This is a genomic window from Micromonospora sp. NPDC049204 (assembly GCF_040647935.1).
Classification (GTDB): Bacteria; Actinomycetota; Actinomycetes; order Mycobacteriales; family Micromonosporaceae; genus Micromonospora.
Map to the genome: position 1 here is coordinate 129,051 of NZ_JBEZDC010000016.1, position 18,973 is coordinate 148,023.

14 protein-coding genes are annotated in these 18,973 nt (G+C 72.1%); 4 read left to right on the top strand and 10 right to left on the bottom strand.

Features of this window, described 5'->3' with window-relative positions:
* Positions 1-140: 140 nt before the first annotated feature.
* Together AB0A90_RS26720 and AB0A90_RS26725 are read right to left on the bottom strand one after the other, a co-directional pair.
* Entirely contained in the window at positions 141-221 is an 81-nt protein-coding gene (locus AB0A90_RS26720) for a putative leader peptide (RefSeq protein ID WP_357253448.1), read from the bottom strand.
* Positions 222-290: 69 nt separating this feature from the next.
* A complete protein-coding gene (locus AB0A90_RS26725; RefSeq protein WP_357253332.1) occupies positions 291-809 on the bottom strand; it encodes a helix-turn-helix domain-containing protein in 519 nt (172 codons plus the stop codon).
* A gap of 197 nt (positions 810-1,006) precedes the next feature.
* Between AB0A90_RS26725 and AB0A90_RS26730 the strand changes: the two genes are divergently transcribed.
* A complete protein-coding gene (locus tag AB0A90_RS26730) occupies positions 1,007-2,188 on the top strand; it encodes an FAD-dependent monooxygenase (RefSeq protein WP_357253334.1) in 1,182 nt (393 codons plus the stop codon).
* 95 nt (positions 2,189-2,283) lie between these two features.
* Here AB0A90_RS26730 and AB0A90_RS26735 read toward each other — a convergent pair whose 3' ends face one another.
* Positions 2,284-4,137 carry an adenylyl cyclase gene (locus tag AB0A90_RS26735; RefSeq protein ID WP_357253335.1) on the bottom strand — a complete coding sequence of 618 codons (1,854 nt, stop codon included), beginning with the start codon at positions 4,135-4,137 and terminating at the stop codon, positions 2,284-2,286.
* Positions 4,138-4,309: 172 nt separating this feature from the next.
* Between AB0A90_RS26735 and AB0A90_RS26740 the strand changes: the two genes are divergently transcribed.
* Positions 4,310-4,768 (top strand): hypothetical protein, encoded by a 459-nt coding sequence (locus AB0A90_RS26740; RefSeq protein WP_357253337.1) that lies wholly within the window; start codon positions 4,310-4,312, stop codon positions 4,766-4,768.
* Between the two features lie 121 nt (positions 4,769-4,889).
* On the opposite strand, the gene AB0A90_RS26745 is transcribed toward AB0A90_RS26740, so the two are convergent.
* A complete protein-coding gene (locus AB0A90_RS26745) occupies positions 4,890-5,645 on the bottom strand; it encodes an alpha/beta hydrolase (protein ID WP_357253339.1) in 756 nt (251 codons plus the stop codon).
* 59 nt (positions 5,646-5,704) lie between these two features.
* Here AB0A90_RS26745 and AB0A90_RS26750 point away from each other — a divergent pair, with 59 nt between their 5' ends.
* Positions 5,705-8,746, top strand: coding sequence for a BTAD domain-containing putative transcriptional regulator (locus AB0A90_RS26750; RefSeq protein WP_357253341.1), 3,042 nt, complete (start codon positions 5,705-5,707; stop codon positions 8,744-8,746).
* Between the two features lie 7 nt (positions 8,747-8,753).
* On the opposite strand, the gene AB0A90_RS26755 is transcribed toward AB0A90_RS26750, so the two are convergent.
* From AB0A90_RS26755 to AB0A90_RS26775, 5 genes are all read right to left on the bottom strand, one after another.
* Positions 8,754-9,308, bottom strand: coding sequence for a dihydrofolate reductase family protein (locus tag AB0A90_RS26755; RefSeq protein WP_357253343.1), 555 nt, complete (start codon positions 9,306-9,308; stop codon positions 8,754-8,756).
* Positions 9,309-9,370: 62 nt separating this feature from the next.
* The gene (locus AB0A90_RS26760; protein ID WP_357253345.1) at positions 9,371-9,937 is read right to left on the bottom strand and encodes a hypothetical protein; all 567 of its coding nucleotides are present in this window, start codon (positions 9,935-9,937) and stop codon (positions 9,371-9,373) included.
* Positions 9,938-9,954: 17 nt separating this feature from the next.
* Positions 9,955-11,799, bottom strand: coding sequence for a S9 family peptidase (locus AB0A90_RS26765; protein ID WP_357253347.1), 1,845 nt, complete (start codon positions 11,797-11,799; stop codon positions 9,955-9,957).
* Complete coding sequence (locus AB0A90_RS26770; RefSeq protein WP_357253348.1) at positions 11,800-13,578, bottom strand: N-acetylglutaminylglutamine amidotransferase; 1,779 nt, start codon at positions 13,576-13,578, stop codon at positions 11,800-11,802.
* A gap of 99 nt (positions 13,579-13,677) precedes the next feature.
* Positions 13,678-16,347, bottom strand: a complete 2,670-nt coding sequence (locus tag AB0A90_RS26775) for a carboxylate--amine ligase/circularly permuted type 2 ATP-grasp protein (RefSeq protein ID WP_357253350.1) — start codon at positions 16,345-16,347, stop codon at positions 13,678-13,680.
* Positions 16,348-16,501: 154 nt separating this feature from the next.
* Here AB0A90_RS26775 and AB0A90_RS26780 point away from each other — a divergent pair, with 154 nt between their 5' ends.
* Positions 16,502-17,341 (top strand): DUF4253 domain-containing protein, encoded by an 840-nt coding sequence (locus AB0A90_RS26780; RefSeq protein WP_357253352.1) that lies wholly within the window; start codon positions 16,502-16,504, stop codon positions 17,339-17,341.
* Between the two features lie 122 nt (positions 17,342-17,463).
* Here the strand turns inward: AB0A90_RS26780 and AB0A90_RS26785 are convergent, their stop codons facing one another.
* Positions 17,464-18,843 (bottom strand): cellulase family glycosylhydrolase, encoded by a 1,380-nt coding sequence (locus AB0A90_RS26785; RefSeq protein ID WP_357253354.1) that lies wholly within the window; start codon positions 18,841-18,843, stop codon positions 17,464-17,466.
* Positions 18,844-18,973: the final 130 nt, after the last annotated feature.

Genomic DNA, 18,973 nt, shown 5'->3' on the forward strand with positions numbered 1-18,973 from the left:
TTCGGTGGGGGGCGGGACAGGAAGCGGGTGCCCTGGGCGACCACGCGCAGACCGCCGGGGTCGGTTGGGCCACGGGGTGGCGGGTGAGTTGCGGCCGAGGCCGGATGAGGGGTGCGGGTGGCACCGGCGCTCGTCGGCGGTCAGCGGCCCGGACAGAGCTCGGAGGCGACCCGCATCAGGTCGACGGCCCGACGCGAGGTGAGGAACGGACCAGCCGGCATCCGCCTATTTTCCTACCATCCCAGTAGGAATTCAAGACTCTTGGCGTGATTGTCCGCCCGGAGGATGACTCAGGGCCTGACCTGCTGCGGGCGAAGCCCGTCCATGATGACCGACACATAGCTCTCGGAGAGGGCTGGCGATGCCGACTGCGACCTCGCGACCGCGTAGGTCACCTCACCGATCAGCACGGTGACGACGGAGGCCTCGATATCGGTACGGATCGCACCGTCGTCGCGGGCCCTGGTGATCAGGTCGAGCCCGGCGGCGTTCAGGGCGGCCCGTTGCGCGGTCGTCGCCGGCAAGTCCATCTCCCCGAGTCGTTCGCCCATGATCCAGTACGTGGACTGAAACGCGATCACCTCGACGAGGAAGCCGCGAAGAGCTTGTTCGGCATCCGGCTCGAGCAGCGCGTCACGGCCTCGCTGGACGAGCGGTACGAGCAACTCGGCCACGGCGGCGTCGATGAGCGCCTCCTTGCTGCCGAAGGTGCGAACGACAGTAGCCGCCCCCACCCCCGCTCTCCGCGAGATCGCGTCGACCGTGGGAGTGGCACCTCCCTCGGCGAGGAGCGTCTTCGTCGCGTCCAACACGCGTTGGCGATTGCGGACGGCGTCCGCTCTGCGTCGGGTGGCACCGCTCGCGGCCGGGGTTGACATCTGAAACGACCATTCCATATCGTCATGTGGAACATGCATTTCAGTTAGCCTACGAAACCCCCACCGGACCACGCAAGCGGCGTACCTGCCACTGGCGTGCTCCTCGCTGTGCCACGAAGGAGGAGTCGATGAACCGGCGGATCCTGATCTCCGGTGCCAGCATCGCGGGGCCGACCGTGGCGTTCTGGCTGGCCCGGCACGGCTTTGCGCCCACGGTGGTCGAGCGGGCACCTCGCCTGCGTGAGGGCGGCAACGGCGTCGACCTACGTGGGCAGGCCGTCGACGTCGCCGAGCGGATGGGGATCATGTCGCAGACCCGTGCGGTGGCGGCGGACGTCCTCGGTATGTCCTTTGTGAACGCGGCCAACCGAAGCGTGGCCCGCATCGACATGCAAGCGATCCGGGGCGGAGTCGCCGGCACCGAGGTCGAGATCATGCGCGGCGACCTGGCGGCCATCCTGTACGAGACGACCAAGGACGACGTCGAGTACATCTTCGGTGATTCGATCCGCACCATGGAGCAGGACGACAATGGTGTGACCGTCACCTTCGAGCACGGTCGAATGAGGCGGTTCGACCTGGTCGTCGGCGCCGACGGCACGCACTCGACGGTGCGACATCTGGCCTTCGGCCCGGAGTCGCAGTTCCTTACCCACCTGGGCCACTACTTCGCGTCCGCCAACGCGGACCCGGGCCTGGGTGAGCAGCGGTGGGTGACGCTCTACAACCAGCCGGGCAGGGTGGCCGGGATCTACCGCTCAGGCACCCACGCCGGGGCGAAGGTGAACTTCCTGTTCCGCAGCAGGCCGCTGACGTACGACCACCGGGACGTCGAGCAGCAGAAGCGGCTGCTGAGCGAGGCGTTCGGGGGTCTGCCCTGGGTCGTACCGGAACTCCTCGCGGGCGCACTCGCCGATCCCGACTTCTACTTCGACGCGCTGAGCCAGGTGCGGATGGGGTCGTGGTCGTCCGGGCGGGTGGCGCTTGTTGGAGACGCCGCGCACTGTGCGTCACCGGCGGCGGGCGCCGGGGCGACGCTGTCGCTCATCGGCGCCTACCGACTCGCGGGCGAGTTGTCGTCCGCCGGCGGGGATCATCGGATCGCGTTTCGGCGCTACGAGCAGGGCCATCGAAAAATGGTCGAGCGAAGTCAGTCGAGCCTCTTCATCGGTATGATCGCGCCGAAGAGCCGCCCGGGCATCTGGGCTCGAAACACGATGGCCCAACTGCCGCTGCTCGCAGCCATGGCCGCGGTGGAGCGCCGCCTACAGCCCAGAGCCCTGCCGCTGCCGGACTACGAGTCGAGCTAGCCGACCGCTCGGACCGGCGAGCCAGGCCGTAGCGGATCAGCCCATCGAGGCCGGAGCCCATGCCGGCTCCGGCCCCGTCGGTGCGCCCGAGATCCCTACGGGGTCGGGTACTGCGCGAGGTAGACCGGCGCGCCGACCTTTGTCATGTCGGCCGCCGCACCGACGCCGTTGACCACGTGGTCGATCGTGCCGGCACTGAGGTTGACGGTCATGATGTGGTGCAGCCGCACACCCGGCCGGTTCGGGACCTCGAACCCGTTCTCGGTGTGGATCGACGGGTTGTTCTGGTTGAAGACGTACACCCCGCCGCCGTACAGGGTGTGGTGCCGCACCCGGTCACCGACCTTGTACCCGGCCCAGCCCTCGACCGCGCCGTTCATCCAGTCGGCCTGCGTGGGCGGGTCGTACGGCAGCTCGTTCTGGTACAGGATCGTGGTGCCGTGCTCGCCGTTCCACACCGTGTTGTAGCGCTGGAAGTGCTCGACGAACAGGCCGGTCGCGGTCACGTGGTCGCCGTTGATGACCGCGCCGTAGCGACCGGTGTTGGTGCGCCAGCGGTCGGTGTCCCCGTTGACGCCCTCGGTGAAGCCCTCCACGCCGTGGTCACCACGCCAGACCCAGGTGTGGTCGATGAGCACGTGGTCGCTATTGACCTCCAACGCGGTGTTCGTCCGCCCGATGTGCGGACCACCGACCCGGAAGTACACGTCGGACAGCGTGGTCGGGTTGGTCGGGCTGCTGGCGTCGTGACCGTGCTGGCGGCCCACCCGCAACAGGACCGGCGACTCGACGAGGCCCGCGTCGATCGTGACGCCCGCGACGATCACTCCGGGCACGCCGGCGACGTCCAGCGGGATGGCGCCGTTCACCGCCGTGAGGGTGGCGTGCCCGATGCCGAGCACCACGGTGCCGGGCCGCCGAACCTCGATGCTGCGGGCGATGTCGTACGTGCCGGGCGTGAGCAGCAGGTGCTTGCCGCGCGCGAGCTGGGCGTTGATGACGCGTACCGGGTCGGTCGGCTTGGCGATGAAGAAGTCGCCGATGTCGAGGGTCCGCCCCGGCGTCACGCCGTCGGCCCAGGAGACTCCCCGGCTGTCCCGCTGCGCGGCGGGCACCCGCACCTGGTAGCGACCCTTGGCGTCGACGAAGAGGTACGGCTTCTCCCGACTGAGCGGGGTGGTCTCCAGGGTCGTGTACGGCGGGTCGGGGAACGTGGCGTCGTCCGGCGCGCCCTCGACGCCCGCGAAGACCTGGTTCCACACCGCGTTGGACCAGCCGCCGACCTCGCTGTTGCGGGTCAGCCACTGCTGTTGGGAGCCGTTCGTGGTGGCCGGCAGCCGCGAGTCGGCGATGAACCCGCCACTGGCGTACTGCGGGCCGGCGGTGCAGTAGTCCATCAGCGACAGACCGCCGCCGCCGATGTTCAGCCGGCGCATCGACACCGCCTGGGACACCGCCCAGAAGTTCGCGGTCGAGCGGCAGTCGTCCTGACCGGCGGCGTTGATGGTGAGCGACAGGTTGGACAGGGTGCGCCAGAAGTTGACCAGGGCGAGGCAGTTGCCGGTGCCGCCGTCGGCCAGGCAGCGGTTGTAGACCTCGAGTTTGCCGTTGACGGTGACGTCGGTGGGCGAGGCGCCCAGGCCGGACACCTCGGTGTAGTAGCCGACCTTCGCCTGTAGGGGCTGCTCGGCCGTGCCGTACGTGCCCGGCTTGAACAGGTAGGCGTGCCGCGCGGTGCCCATCTCGTTGTCGACCTGCCGGGCGTGCGCCGCGTCCAGGGTCTGCTGGATCTCGTCGACCGGCATGGACGGGTCGAAGATCGTCACATTCGGGCCGAAGTCGGGTGCGCCGTGCGTGGGGTGTCCCGCGGTGGCGGCCGTGCTCGTCGTCACGACCGCGGTGGTCACCAGAAGGGCAAGCAGGAGGGTACGTCGGGACGGGGTTGTCATGTGGTTCGTCCTCTCCGCTGGCCGGAGGCGTACCACCGGCACAGCTGGGGCGTGAGAGCGCTCTCTGACGCGTAGACATGTTTCTACCCGTTGGATCGATCACACGCCATGACCGCGGGCGGCGAACTTCGGGAGGGACGGGTGAGAATGGAGCCGACGCGAGGAGGCGTTGATGGCCATCGACTCGTTGCCCCACCTGGACGAACACTCCACTCTCATCGCGGCGGACACCGACCGGATCTGGCCCCACCTGACCGACATCGTGGAGAGGTCCTTCGCGCGGCTGGGGATGACCGGGTACGCCCGCCTGGTGAGCGCCGCCGACCCCGTCACGTCCGGGCCACGACCACTCGCCGCCGGCTCGACGTTCCCCGGGTTCCGGGTGGCCACCGCGATCCCCGGTCAGGAACTGGCACTGCGCGGCAGTCACCGCTTCTCGACCTACGCGCTGATCTTCCGCCTCGACCCAGCCGGGCCGGGCCGATCCCGGCTACGAGCCGAGACGCGCGCCGTCTTCCCCGGCCTGACCGGCGGCCTCTACCGGCAGATCCTGTTGACCTCGGGCGGTCACGTGATCGCCGTCCGCCGACTGCTTGCCGCAATCCGCCGCAAATCCGAACAATCCCCATAACCCCCACCCCACCCCGCCCGCCCCACTCGGTCGATCATGGAGTTGTGGTGGTGCACAAAAGGGCATCGGGCCGACAAGGTGGGCACCACAAGTCCATGATCGACGCTTCGTGGGGGCCGTTCTACTCCTCGGTCAGGAACTCGTCGATCATCGGGGCCAGCCAGTCGGCGCGTTGCGGGATCGAGGTGTGCGTGGTGCCGGGCAGGACGGCCAGCCGGCACGCCGGCAGACCGGTCAGGTCGCCGGGCACCGCGCCGCCGAGCAGTCGGAACATCCGCACCGCGTGCTCCGGCTGGACGATGTCCGAGTCGGCCAGGACGATCATGGTCGGTGCGGCCAGCGCGCGGATCTGCTCGGGCGTCCACTGCGGCAGGTTCGCGTCCAGCACCTTCATCTTGGTGACCAGGTTGGCCCACCCCGCCGGGTCCGGCGCGGTCCGCAGGTACTCCTCGTGGAACTCCGAGCCGTGCAGGTGCTCGGGTTGCAGGTCCTGGATCCCGTCCAGGAGCCCGGGGTGCAGGCCGTCGTCGTCGAAGCTCACCGAGGCGAGCACCAACCGCCCGACCCGGTCGGGGTGATCGGTGCCGAGGCGCAGCGCGACGGCGGCGCCCATGCTCCAGCCGAACACGTCGGCCCGCGCGACGCCCAGCCGGTCGAGCAGTTCCACGACGTCGGCGGCGAAGTGCTCGACGGTCAGCGGGCGGTCCGCGTCCGGAGTGCGGCCGTGGGCCTGCAACTCGACGGCGATCACCTGTCGGGTCTTCGCCAGGAGCGGCAGGATCGTGCCGAACGAGGTGCCGATGCCGGAGAGCGCGCCGTGGATCAGCACCAGGGGGCGAGCGGTTCCGTTGCCGTGTGTTTCGGAATAGATGTCCATGGCCACACGATGCGCCGACGCGCTTACGGTTCACTTCCGGCAGCCTTACCGACGCTAGGATGACCGCCGTGCAGTTCGGGGTGCTCGGGCCGCTCGCCGTGGCCACCGACGACGGCGAGCCGGTGGTGGTGCCCGGCGCGAAGGTGCGCGCGTTGTTGGCCGACCTGCTGGCCAACCGCAATCAGGTCGTGTCGGCGGACCGCCTCGTCGACGACCTGTGGGGCGCGGATGCCCCCGCCAACCCGCTCGGCGCTCTCCAGGTGCGGGTGTCCCAGTTGCGCAAGGCCCTCAACGACGCCGAGCCGGGCGCCCGCGAGGTGGTCGAGTCCCGACCGCCCGGCTACCTGCTGCGCACCGCCACCGTCGACGCCGACCGGTTCGCCGAGTTGGCCCGCAGCAGCGACGCCGACCGGTTGGCCGAGGCGCTCGGGCTGTGGCGCGGCGAGGCGTACGCCGATGTGGCCGACGCCGAGTTCGTCCGCGCCGAGGCGGGCCGCCTCGCCGAGCAGCGCCTCGCCGTGCACGAACGGCTGGCCGAGGCCCGCCTGGCCCGGGGTGAGCACGACCTGGTCGCGGCCGACCTCGCCGAGCTGGTCGCCCGGCATCCGCTGCGCGAGGGCCTGCGGGCCGTGCAGCTACGCGCGCTGTACGCGGCCGGCCGCCAGTCCGAGGCGTTGGACAGCTACGCCGACCTGCGCGAGCGGCTCGCCGAGGAGTTGGGCCTCGACCCGGGGCCGGAGCTGGTCGCCCTGCACCGCAGGATCCTCGAACAGGACGCCGGCCTGAGCGCACCTCCGAAGGCCGCGCTCATCCGCAACAGCCTGCCGGCCCAGCTCGACGAACTGGTCGGCAGGGCCGAGGCGCTGGCCGAGCTGCGGACGCTGCTGCCCCGGCAACGGCTTGTCACACTCGTCGGGCCGGGCGGGGTCGGCAAGACGCGCCTGGCCACCGAGACGGCCCGGACCCAGTCCTTCCCGGACGGCGTCCAGCTGGTGGAGCTGGCCCCGCTGTCGGCCGGCGACCCGCGCGTCGCCGAGCAGGTGCTCGCGGTGCTGGGCGCCCACGAGGCCGCCGGCACGAACCTGTCGGCCACTGACCGGCTGGTCACGGCTCTGCGACACCGGCACCTGCTCCTCGTCCTGGACAACTGCGAGCACGTGGTCGAGCCGGCCGCCGAGCTGGTGGCCCGCCTGCTGCGGGACGCGCCCGGGGTGAGCGTGCTGGCCACCAGCAGGGAGCCACTCGGGTTGACCGGCGAGCTGCTCTGGGACGTACCCCCGCTGCCCGTGCCGGTCGACGGTGACCTCGACGCGGTCCGGCGCTCGGCGGCGGCCCGGTTGTTCGCCGCCCGCGCCGCCGCGCAGCAGCGCGGCTTCCGGCTCGACGAGCAGACCGCGCCGGCGGTGGCGCAGCTCTGTCGCCGCCTCGACGGGCTACCGCTGGCCCTGGAGTTGGCCGCGACCCGGGTCCGCGCCCTCGGTGTGCGGGGTGTGGTGGACCGGCTCGACGACCGTTTCCGGTTGCTCAGCACCGCCCAACGGGACGTGCCGACCCGGCAGCGGACACTGACCGCGGTGATCGGCTGGAGCTGGGACCTCCTCGACGCGCCCGACCGGGAGGTGCTGGCCCGATTGGCGGTGTTCCGCGACGGCTGCACCCCGCCGGCCGCCGAGCACGTCTGCCGCACCGACCTGGACACCCTCGCGCGGCTGGTGGACCGGTCACTGGTGGTGCTCGACGACTCCGGCGCGGAGCCGCGCTACCGGCTGCTCGAATCGGTGGCCGCGTTCGGTCTGGACCGGCTGACCGACGCCGAGGAGGTACGCGCGCGGCACGCCGCCTACTTCACCGAGCTGGCCGAACGCGCCGACCCCGAGCTGCGCGGCGCCGACCAGAAACGGTGGCTGGCGCTGCTGGACGCGGAGACGGCGAACCTGCGCGCGGCACTTGTCCACGGTGGCGGGCTGCGGTTGGCCATCGCCCTGAGCTGGTACTGGTATCTGCGCGGCCGGCTCACCGAGGCACGGCAGGCCCTGACCGCGCCCGGTGACCCGGGACAGGAGACCCGCGCGGCCCTCTGGCGGGTCGGCTTCGCCCTGTCGCAGGGCGAGGTGATCGCACCCGACGACGTACGCGCCGCGGTGGCCGTCGACCCGGGTGGACACGCCGCCTGGTTCGCGGCCAACGCGGTGATCGAGCACGGCGACCTGGCCCTGGCGTCGGAGCTGCTGCCCACCGCCCCCGTCGACAGGTGGACCGAGGCGGCGGTGCTCACCTCCCGGGCCCACCTCGCGCACGCCAACGGTGACCAGGCCACCCTGGAACGCACCGCGACCCGCAGCGCGGCACTGTTCGCGGACCTCGGCGACCGGTGGGGTCGACTCCGGGCGACCGAGTGGGTGGGTGGGCTCGCCGACATGCGCGGCGAGCACGAACGCGCCGTCGCGCTGCACCGGGAGGGGCTGCGCTGGGCGGAGGAGTTGGCGCTCTGGCCGCAGGTCTGCGCGGAGCTGTCCTGGTTGGCCTGGCTCGCCGTGCAGACCCGCGACTACGCCCAGGGTCGGGAGCTGGCCGAACGCGCGTACGAGCTGGCGGTGGACCAGGGCTCGCCCGGTGCGGTGATCTTCGCGGAGATGAGCCTCGGAATGGCCGCCCGCCGCGACGGCAAGCTCGACCTGGCCGTCACCCACCTCACCCGACTCGTCGACCTGGGCCGGAGCGAGACGCAACCGGCGCTCTACCTGCCCATGGTCCTGGTCGAGCTGGGCTACGCGGTCGAGCAGGGCGGCGACCCGGACGCGGCGCTGGCCCTGCACATCGAGGCGTTCGAGGCCGCCGAGGCGATGGCGACGATGCGCGACGCGGTCGGCCCCCTGGAGGGGATGGCGGCGGCGGCGCGCTCCCCCGAGGTCGCCGCCCGGCTGCTGGGCGCCGCGGCCGCCGCCCGACTCGCCGCGCAGTCCCCCGCCGCGCCGGCCGAACGCGACGACACCGACCGGACGACCGCTCGGCTGCGGGCCGAACTCGGGCCGGAACGGTTCGACGCGCTGCTCGCCGAGGGCGCGAAGCTGAGCCCGAGCGAGGCCCGGGCTCAGCTCTGATCTCGGCTCAGGCCGGAGTCTTCGGCGCGTACGAGGCGACGATCACGCCGCTCTTGTGCACCCGGGTGTCGACCAGGTCGAACGACGCCTTCACGTCGGTCAGCGGCGCGGTGAGGCTGGGACCGCCCTCCAGCACCGGGTGGATCCAGAACCGGACCTCGTCCACCAGACCCGCCCTGATCAGTTGGGCGGTGACCGAGCCGAAGCCGTACTGGATGATGTTCTTGCCCTCCTGGGCCTTGAGCGCGGTGACCGCCTCGACCAGGTCGCCCTGGAGCACCTCCGTGTTGTTCCAGGTGGGGTCGGTCAGGGTGGTCGAGGCGACGTACTTCTTGACGTTGTTGAAGAACGCGGCGCCCGTGGTCGGGTCGCTCTCGTCCATGTTCGGCCACGCGGCGGAGAAGCCGTCGTAGGTGGCCCGGCCCATCAGCATCGCGTCGGCCTCGGTGGTCTGCGCCCCGGCGAGGCTGGCGGCCTCCTCGTCGAAGTACGGCATGGTCCACATGGGGTTGTCGATGACGCCGTCGAGGGTGATGTAGGTCGAGTTGATGAGCTTGCGCATCGGGATTCTCCTGGGTTTGTGTCGTGTTCTCCGGTGACACCCAGAACTCTGCCGATCCGCGCTTACGATTCGCTTCCGACGCCCTTACCGGCGTCCGCGTCCGGGTCGGTCAGTGGGATGGGCAGCGCCTGCGCGGCCACCGTGCCACCGCCGGTCGAGTGCGCCGGCGCGGGGCGGTCCCCGCCGCGGCTGTGCAGCCGTCCGCGCCCGGCGGGACCGGCCCGACGGGTCACCTCGAGGGTCACCATCCGCACCGGCGGTGGCGGCGCGGTGAACCGTCCGACCCCCCACCGCACCCAGATCGGGATGCGACCGGCGTCCGCCTCGGCGTGCAGCTTCTGCACCGTACGGGCGCGGTCGGTGTGGTCGACCTCCACGACGACCGGCGGACCGTCCGGGCGGGCACACGCCACGTCGAGGACCGAGTGTCGCTGCTCCATCGGCGGTGGCAACGGCAGCACGCTCGGCGCCCGCCGGTAGACCCGCCAGCCCTGCGCCTCGGCCCACCGCACCACCGAGTCGATCACCCGGGCGGTGACCGCGTCCACGTCCAGGTCGACGAAGGTCAGCTCGGCCAACCAGCGACCCAGGTCCGCGGCCAACCGCTCGCCCTGCGTCGTGACCTCCACCGGCGCAGGATAACGCCTCAGCCCACGGTGGCCGCGGTCGCGGCGAGGTGCCGGGTCAGCCACGCGGTGGTGGCCGTCCGGGCCGCCTCCTGGTTGGCCCGCGCCAGGAAGTCGTGCCCCTCGCCGGTGAGCACCAGGTGCCGGTGCGGCACGTCCCGGGCGGCGAGGGCCCGCGCCACCTGCGCCGACTCGCCGGCCGGCACGTTCGTGTCGTTCGCGCCGTGGATGAGCAGCACCGGCACGTCCAGCCGGTCGATGTGGGTCAGCGGCGACAGGTCCCGCAGCAGGTCCGCGTCCCGCCGCGGGTCACCGTACTTGCTGACGGCGGCGGCGGCGATCCACGGTTCGGTGCCGGCGTAGAAGGTGTGGAAGTCGGAGATGCCGCACTCGGCGACCCCGGCGGCGAACAGCCCGGGGAAGTTCACCAGCACCGCGAGGACCAGGTAACCGCCGTAGGAACGGCCCAGACAGCCGAGCTGACCGGGCCGGGCGACACCGGCGTCGACGAGGAACTCGGCACAGGCCGCCACATCGGCGATCGCACCGTAGCGGCCGGCGAGGTTGTCGGCGGCGACGAAGGAGCGGCCGAACCCGGACGACCCGCGGACGTTCGGCGCGAACACGGCGACACCCTGCGCCACGAGGGCCTGGAACAGCGGGTTGTAGCCGGGGCGCTCCTGCGCCTCCGGGCCGCCGTGCAGGCTGATCGCGGTCGGCCAGGGACCCGGCCCGGTGGGGCGGTAGAGCCAGCCGGAGAGGGGCAACCCGTCCTGGGCGCGCAGGTCGACAAGTTGTGGCGCGACCCCGCCGCCGCCCGTGCCGGTGGGCGGGGTGCTCGGCCGCAACGGACGCAGCGCGCCGGACGACGGGTCGACGAGCCAGACCTCCCGGGGCTGCACCGGCCCCTGCGCGGTCAGGCAGAGCAGGTCGCCGCCGGCGGCGAACACGGCGTCGTCGAGCACCTCCCCGGGGGCGCCCGCGGCCCGCTGCACGCCGTCGGTGAGGTCGAGCAGGCTCAGCTCGCTGCGCCCGCCGTAGGTGTTCCACAGCAGCGCGACACGGCGCCCGTCCGTGCTGGGAGCGGCATGCTCCAACTCGGCGTCCGGTCGCCCGGCCAGCCGGGTCGGCGTCCGCTCCGGTCGGGTCAGGTCGACCCGCACCAGCGCGGCCAGCTCCGAGAACGCGTCGCTACGGGCCAGCACGCTCGTGCCGTCCGGGCCGAACCAGCCCTGGTCGGTGCTGCCCTGGCCGGTGTCCGGGAACAACCGCAGCTGTTCGCCTGTCGCCACGTCGAGCAGCTCCAACCACCGGGCGTTGCGAGGGCCACGGCGCAGCAGCGCGGCGCCGGCGTCCGGGGTCACGTCCAGGAGGGTGAGCAGATCACCCTCGGCGAGCACCCGCCGGTGCCCGGTGCCCGCGTCGACCAGGACGGCCCGGCCCCGCTCGTCGGTCTCGGTGACCATCAGGACCGCGCCGTCGGGCAGCCAGCCGGCCAGCGCGGCGCTGCACCTGCCGAACCCGGCGACCTGCCGGCGTCGCGAACCGTCCGGGCGCAGCACCCACAGCTCGGTGCGGGGCGCGCCACCGGGGGCGACGACACAGGCCAGCCACCGCCCGTCCGGGGACCAGCTCAGCGCCAGCACCGGCTCGTCACCGGTGGGCAGTGCGACGGCCTCGGCGGTGTCGACGTCGCGGACCCAGACGCGTGGGCTGCCGCCCTGGTCGGAGAGGTACGCCACCCGGCGGCCGTCGGGCGACGGCGCCGGACGGTAGTCCTCGCTCACCGGCACCGGCACCGCCGGCGCAGGGCTGGTCGGTCGGGTCCGCCGGACGATACGCGGCACCTCGGTCCGAACGATCATCTAAACCCCGATCCGCTGCAACCAGAGCTCCAGCAGCCCGAGCTGCCAGAGCGCGTTGGAACCCAGCGTGGTCCGCCGGGCGTTCGGCGCGTCCAGCAACTCCTCCAGGTAGTCCTTGCGGAACAGCCCCCGCTCGCGCGCCGGCTGGGCGGTCAGCGCGTCCCGCACGTCGTCGAGCAGTGGCCCGGAGAGGTGCCGGATGGCGGGGACCGGGAAGTAGCCCTTCGGCCGGTCGATCACCTCGTCCGGGACGATGCCCCGGCTCGCCGCCTTGAGCACGCCCTTGCCACCCTGGGCCAGCTTCAGCGCGGGTGGGCAGGCCGCGGCCAGCTCGACCACCTCGTGGTCGAGGAACGGCACGCGCGCCTCCAACCCCCAGGCCATCGTCATGTTGTCGACCCGTTTGACCGGATCGTCGACGAGCATCACCAGGCTGTCCTGGCGCAGCGCCGCGTCCAGCGCGGTTTCCGCGCCGGGCGCGCCGAAGTGGGCGGCGACGAACTCCAGGCTCGCGTCGTGGTCGAGCATCCACTCGGGTGCCAGGTGCCCGCCGAGCGCGTCGTGCCGACGGTCGAAGAACACCCGGGCGTACGCCTCGACGGCGTCCGCGCGGGCCACGTTCGCCATCGGCGGGTACCAGTCGTAGCCGGCCAGGATCTCGTCGGCGCCCTGCCCGGACTGCACCACCGTGATGCGCTGCGAGACCTCCTCGGAGAGCAGGTGGAACGCGACGCAGTCGTGACTGACCATCGGCTCGCTCATCGCCGCGATGGCGTCGTGCACGGCGGGGACGAACCGGCTGGCACCGATGCGGATCTGCTGGTGGTCGGTGTCGAAGTGGCGGGCCACCAGGTCGGAGTAGTGGAACTCGTCGCCGCTCTCCCCCGCCGCCGCCTCGAACCCGATGCTGAAGGTGGCCAACCCGGTCTGGCCCTGCTCGGCCAGCAGCGCGACGATCAGGCTGGAGTCGAGCCCGCCGGAGAGCAGCACCCCGACCGGCACGTCGGCGACCATCCGTCGGCGTACGGCGGTGCGCAACGCCGCCATGAGTCGTTCCTGCCACTCGTCGGCGGACATCGGGTCGGCCGCGGACCGGCTGAACTGCGGCTGCCAGTAGAGCGTGTCGGTGCTCCGGCCGTCCGCGGTGATCACCCGCACGGTGGCCGGTGGGAGCTTGCGGACCCCGGCGAGGATCGTGCGCGGTGGGGGCACCACCGAGTGGAAGGTCATGTAGTGGTGCAGCGCCACCGGATCCAGGTCGGTGTCCACGTCACCGGCGGCGAGCAACGCCGGCAGGGTCGAGGCGAAGCGGACCCGTCCCGGCCCCTCGGACAGGTAGAGCGGCTTGATGCCGAGCCGGTCGCGAGCCAGCACCAGGGTGTGCGTGGCCAGCTCGACCAGGGCGAACGCGAACATCCCGTAGAACCGTTCGACGCAGGCCGTCCCCCACCGGTGGTACGCCTTGAGGATCACCTCGGTGTCGGAGGTCGACCGGAAGGAGTAGCCGAGGCCGATCAGTTCGTCGCGCAGCTCCCGGTAGTTGTAGATGCAACCGTTGAAGACCAGGGCCAGGCCCAGCTCGGGATCGACCATCGGCTGGGCGCCGGCGTCGGAGAGGTCGATGATGCGCAACCGGCGGTGCACCAGAGCCGCCGGCCCGTGCTGCCACACACCCGCACCGTCCGGGCCTCGGGGGGCCAGGACGGGGAGCATCCGCTCGACGGCGGCAACGTCCGGTGGCGTCCCGTCGAGGCGTAACTCGCCTCCGATACCGCACATGGCACTCACCTCTCATCGGCTCGGATCCGCTCGGGCCGCTGACCGGTCCAGGTTTGGCGGACCGGGTTGCGAACCGATGACGGGTTGGTCAACCGTGCGTTACACCGAATTCTGCTCGTCTCCACCGAGCAGCCAGGTGTCCTTCGACCCACCGCCTCGCGACGAGTTGACGATCATGCTGCCGGCGGGCGCGACCCTGGTCAGCGCCACCGGCGCGACCTCGGCCTGCTCGCCGAGGAACACGAAGGCCCGCAGGTCGACGTGGCGGGGAGCGAGAGCCGTGCCGTCGAAGACCGGGTGGGTGGTGAGCGAGACCATCTCCTGGGCGATCCACCGGTGCGGGGCCGCGAGGATCTGTTCCCGGACGGCGTCCAGCTCCTCCGCCTCGGCCCGCGGGCCGATCACCACGCGGTCGCCGCCGTACCCGTCGACCGGCTTGAGCACCAACTGGTCGAGCCGGTCCAGCACCTCGGCCCGCTGCTCGGGCAGCCCACACAGGTACGTCGGCACATCCCCCAGCAGGGGCTTCTCGCCCAGGTAGTACTCGATCAGTCGGGGCACGTACGCGTACAGCGCCTTGTCGTCGCCGACGCCGTTGCCCAGCGCGTTGGCGAGCGTGAGCCGCCCGGCGTGCACCGCGGCGAGCAACGGCCAGCCCAGCGGCACCCCGTCGGCGCCGGGCGCGTGCAGCAGCGCCTCCTCGTCCATCCGCAGGTAGATAACGTCGACCCGGCTGCGGGTGCCGGAGCGGACCAGCCAGACCCGGCCCTCCTCCACCAGCAGGTCGCTGGTCTCGGTCAGCGGCACGGCCATCTCGTCGGCGAGCAGCCGGTGCTCGAACCACGCGGGGTCACCCGGGCCGCTGCTGAGCACCACCACGGCGGGATCGTCGGCCGCGGCGGGCGCGCCGGCGATCAGCGCCCGGTACAGCATCGCGGGCGTCTCGTCGGCGGGCAGCAGGTCGTCGGGCACCGGCAGCTCCGGGAGCACCGCCTGGGTCAGCCGGCGGTTCTGCACCGCGTAGCCGATCCCGGAGGGCACCCGCAGGTTGTCCTCCAGGACGTACCAGCCGCCGTCCGGGTCCCGGACGAGGTCGGTCCCGGACACCTGGGCGCGGGTGCGCCGCCGGCCCATCAGCGCGCCGGTCGGGCGCAGCCCGGGTGAGGACTCCACCACCCACGCCGGCACCACGCCGTCGGCCACCACGGCCCGGTCGCCGTAGACGTCCCGGAGGAACGCGTCCAGGGCGTGGGCACGCTGCACCAGGCCGGTACGCAGGGTCCGCCAGTCGGCGGCCGGCACCACGCGGGGCACCAGGTCGACCGGGAAGAGCCGGGTGCTCGCCTCACCGGCCACGCTGAACGTCACGCCCCGCGCGCGCTGCTCCTCGTCCCGGTCGTGCTCACGCTGGCGGAGGGCGCCGGCACCGAGGTGGCGCAGGGCCGCCAGGATCGGGGCGTACGCCGGCTCCGGCCCGGCCGCTCCGAAGACCTCGTCACCGGCGTCGGCGTACGTGGGCAGCGCCGGTGGTGTGGGCGCACCCGGCAGCGTCTCGCGGACCCGGCCCCGGGTCTCGTCCAGGAGCAGGTCCACCACGTCGGCCAGCCGGCCGCGACGCTCGTACGCCCGTCGCTGCCGCGCGGCGGAGCTGCCGCGCTCCAGGGCGTAGCGGGTCAGCTCCCGGATCTGCTCCCAGTCACCGGTCGCCTCCAGTTGCGGGCGCAGGTCGGTCACCAGGCGGCGGACCGCCTCGGCGGCCGGCACCGGCCGGGCCGAGCGGGGCAGGTCGAGCAGGTCACCCTCCAGGCCGGAGCGGGCCGCCCGCCACACCGCGGCGCGCAGCACCGGGGGCCGCACCGCGGTGCGCTCGACCCCGGCGCGCAGGGCGGCGACCTCGCGCCGGACCAACGCCCGGAACAGGCCGGTGAGCAGGACGATGGTCTCCACGTCGGCGTTGGCGTCGGTGATGCGCAGCTCCACGGTGGGGACGTGCGCCGACGGCCGGACATCGAAGTAGATCATGGCGGGGTCGGTGATCGTCTCGGAGGAGATCAGCTCGGCGACCAGCGCCTCGTGATCCGCCGCGCTGGTCACCTCGCCCGGGTCACCCGCCGTGGGCCAGCGCTGCCAGACCAGCGACCGCATGCTGGCGTAGCCGCTGTCCTGACCCATCCAGTACGGCGAGCTGGTCGACAGGGCGAGCAGCACCGGCAGCCACGGCTGGACCCGCCGGGTGACCGCGACGGCCAGGTCCCGGTCGGTCACCCCGACGTGCACCTGCGCGCCGCAGATCAGTTGCTCCCGCGCGAGCAACTGGTACTCGTCGAGCATCCGCCGGTACCGGGAGGTCGGGGTGACGCTCGGGTCGCCGTCGGCACGCAACGGCACCGTGCCGGCCGCCACGATGCCCAGCCCGGCCCGGTCGGCGACCTGCACGGCCAGTTGGCGCAGTCGGGTCAGCTCGGCGCGGATCTCGTCCAGGGTGCGGCAGACCGCGGTGTTGGTCTCCACCACGCTGCGGTGCAACTCCGCGGTGAACGAGTCGGCCGGCAGCCGGTCGAGCAACTCTCCCGCCCGGGGCACCAGCTCCCGGGTGTGCAGGTCGACGACGTGGAACTCCTCCTCCACACCGAGCGTGGCGAGATCCGCCGGGTCGCCGTCGTCGAGGGTCGCGGCCGTGTTGGCGCGCGGCGTGGGCAGTGCCCGGCCGTTGCCGGACCGGCTGGTCGGCCCGTCGAACGTCGGCGCGTTCGTGATGTTGTCGGCCATGGTCACCCCGGTTCGCGTATCGGTGGTCGTGGCTGTCCGACGAGCGTTCCCAGGTTTGGTACCGGGCGTGTTTCCGGTGCGTTAAGGTGGCGGACCGTTCTCACCGGGGCCGCGTCTCACCAGGTTGTCGGTCCGCGGCGCTACTGTCGCTGCCGTGACCGAGCTGATGAACACCCCTCGGCTGATCGCGACGGCGTTACGGGGCACGGCGCTGGCGGGCCATCCGGTCGAGGAGGGCCTGGGAGGCACCGTCCTCGTCGGCGACGTCGACCCGACGCGATTGCGGGAGGCCTGGCGGGCTGCCCACTCGGTGCTACCGGTCACCGGGCGCTGGCCGGTTTTCACCCTGCCCGGCGGCCTGGACCACGAGCCCGACGCCGCCGAGATCGACGAGCTGGACCGGGCGTCGCGCACGGTTGATCCGTGGTCGGTCTATCGGCGGTACGTCGACGACGAGCCGTTGGACAGGTGGCGCGTCGAGTACAGCGTGCGGGCAGCACCGGGTGACGAGTTCGTGGCCACGGCTCTCGATCAGCTCGGGGACGCGATCACCGCGGCGGCGCTGGACCGGTGGACCTACGACGCCCTGCTGGCCGACCCGTCCCTCGCCGCGCGTGCCGCTCGTTACCACGAGAATCTCGCGGGAGTGGGGAGCTGGCACACCTGGGATCGGGTGCAGCTGGTGCTGCTACCCACCGCGTCGCAGCGGCTGGCGCCGGCCTGGGTCGGCTACCACGGGGCGGGGAGCGACGAGCACCGTCTGGCCTGGGCGGCGGCGATGCGCGAGTGGGAGCAGCGGTGGGGTGCCGGGCTCGTGGCAGCGTGGGGGACGATGCTGCAGTTCGTCGTCGACCGTCCACCGAGGCCGGGCCGACAGGCGTGGGACCTGGCCGGACAGCTCCTGGCCGTCGGCGGCAGCCTGCAGTACCAGCAGTGGCAGTTGGCTCTGGCCGTGGCCGGCAGCGACGCGTGGTTCCTGCACGACCGCCCGTGACGGGCCGCCCGGGGTCGCGTCGTCCATGCGTGCTCGACACGGGATTGGCAATGTCGGGGTGTCGTGCCGCAGCGGACACCCCGACATCGGCGATTCGGAGTTGATCAAGCGTGCCGGCTGGATTACCTCATGTTCGCCACCACGAACGGCGCGTGGCCGTGCAGGTAGTTGCTCCACCCGCCGGTAACCGGCGCGCCGGGGCTGAGCAGGTTCGTCGTGTCGGTGCCGACGTCGAGCTTCCACGCCGTCCAGGAGATGCCGTTCGCCCTCATCCAGTCGATCCAGGACTGCGCCTCGGGCAGGCAGGAGCGGCCGTCGAGGCCGCCGTCGGCGTTGCTGGCGCCCCACTCGGTGACGAAGAGCGCGAGGCCGGCCCGGATCGCCGCGTCACCCTTGGCCCGCAGGGACGCGCCGTGCGTGCACGAGTAGAAGTGCAGGGTGTACATCAGGTTGGTGCCGCTCACCGGGCTGGCCGCCGCCACGTCCACGTCCTGCGACCAGGTCGGCGTGCCGAGCACGACGATGTTGTCCGGGTCGGCGGCGCGGATCGCGGAGACCACCGCCTGGTGGTACGGCTTGATGACGCTGGTCCAGCTCACCTGCAACGGCTCGTTGTACGGCTCCCAGATGACGTTGGGCAGGTGGCCGTAGCGGCGGGCCAGGTCGCCGAAGAACGCCACCGCCTGGGACTGGTTGTTCTGCGCCTCGTGCGCGTGCCAGTCGACGATCACGTACACCCCGGCGGTGACCGCGTTGTTGATGATGGTCTCCACCTGCGCCCGCGCCCTGGTCGGGTCACTCAGGTACGCGCCGGCCGGCTCCACGCCCATGGCCGCGCGGATCACCTGGAGGTTCCAGTTGTCCCGCATCCACCTCAGCGCGGAGAGGTTCTCGGCGTACGGGGCGGTCTCCCAGTTGAGCCACATGCTGCTGATGCCGCGCAACTGCACCCGCGCGCCGGACCTGTCGCACATCGTCGTGCCGCAGACCCGGAGCTGCCCGTGCCGCTCGACCGGGGTGCCGGTGCTCGGCGGCGGGGTGGTCGGTGGCGCAGTCGTGGGCGGGGTGGTCGTCGGGGGCAACGTGGTCGGTGGCGCGGTCGTCGGCGGGGTGCCGCCGGTGCAGGACGCACCGTTCACCGTGCAGTTGAGCGGAGTGCCGGAGCCGTTGACGAGAAAGCCGAACGACGTCGAGGCCCCGGCGGCGAGCGTGCCGTTCCAGGACACGTTGGTGAAGGTGTAGTGGCTGCCGGAGGTCGTCTGCTGAGCGTTCCACGACTGGGTGACGCTCGATCCGGCTGGCAGGTCGAACTCGACGCGCCAACTGGTGATCTGGGCGGAGGTGTTGTTGGTGACGGCGACCTGCCCCTGGTAGCCGTTGCCCCAGTTGTTGGTCACGGAGAACACGGCGGTCGCCGCGCTGGCCGGTGTGGCGACTGTCGCCACCGCACCGGCGAGCAGGCCGGCGACGGCCAGAGTCGTGACAAGTCTCAGTGCGCGCATGGTGAACCCGCTTCGGTCGATCGACGGTGATGGCCTGGGGCGGGGCGGCGCCTGCGGCAGACAATATCGATCATCCGCTATGTAGTTCAAGGTCGGCCGCTGATTTTCTCGCCGGCCGGGGTGGCGGCGG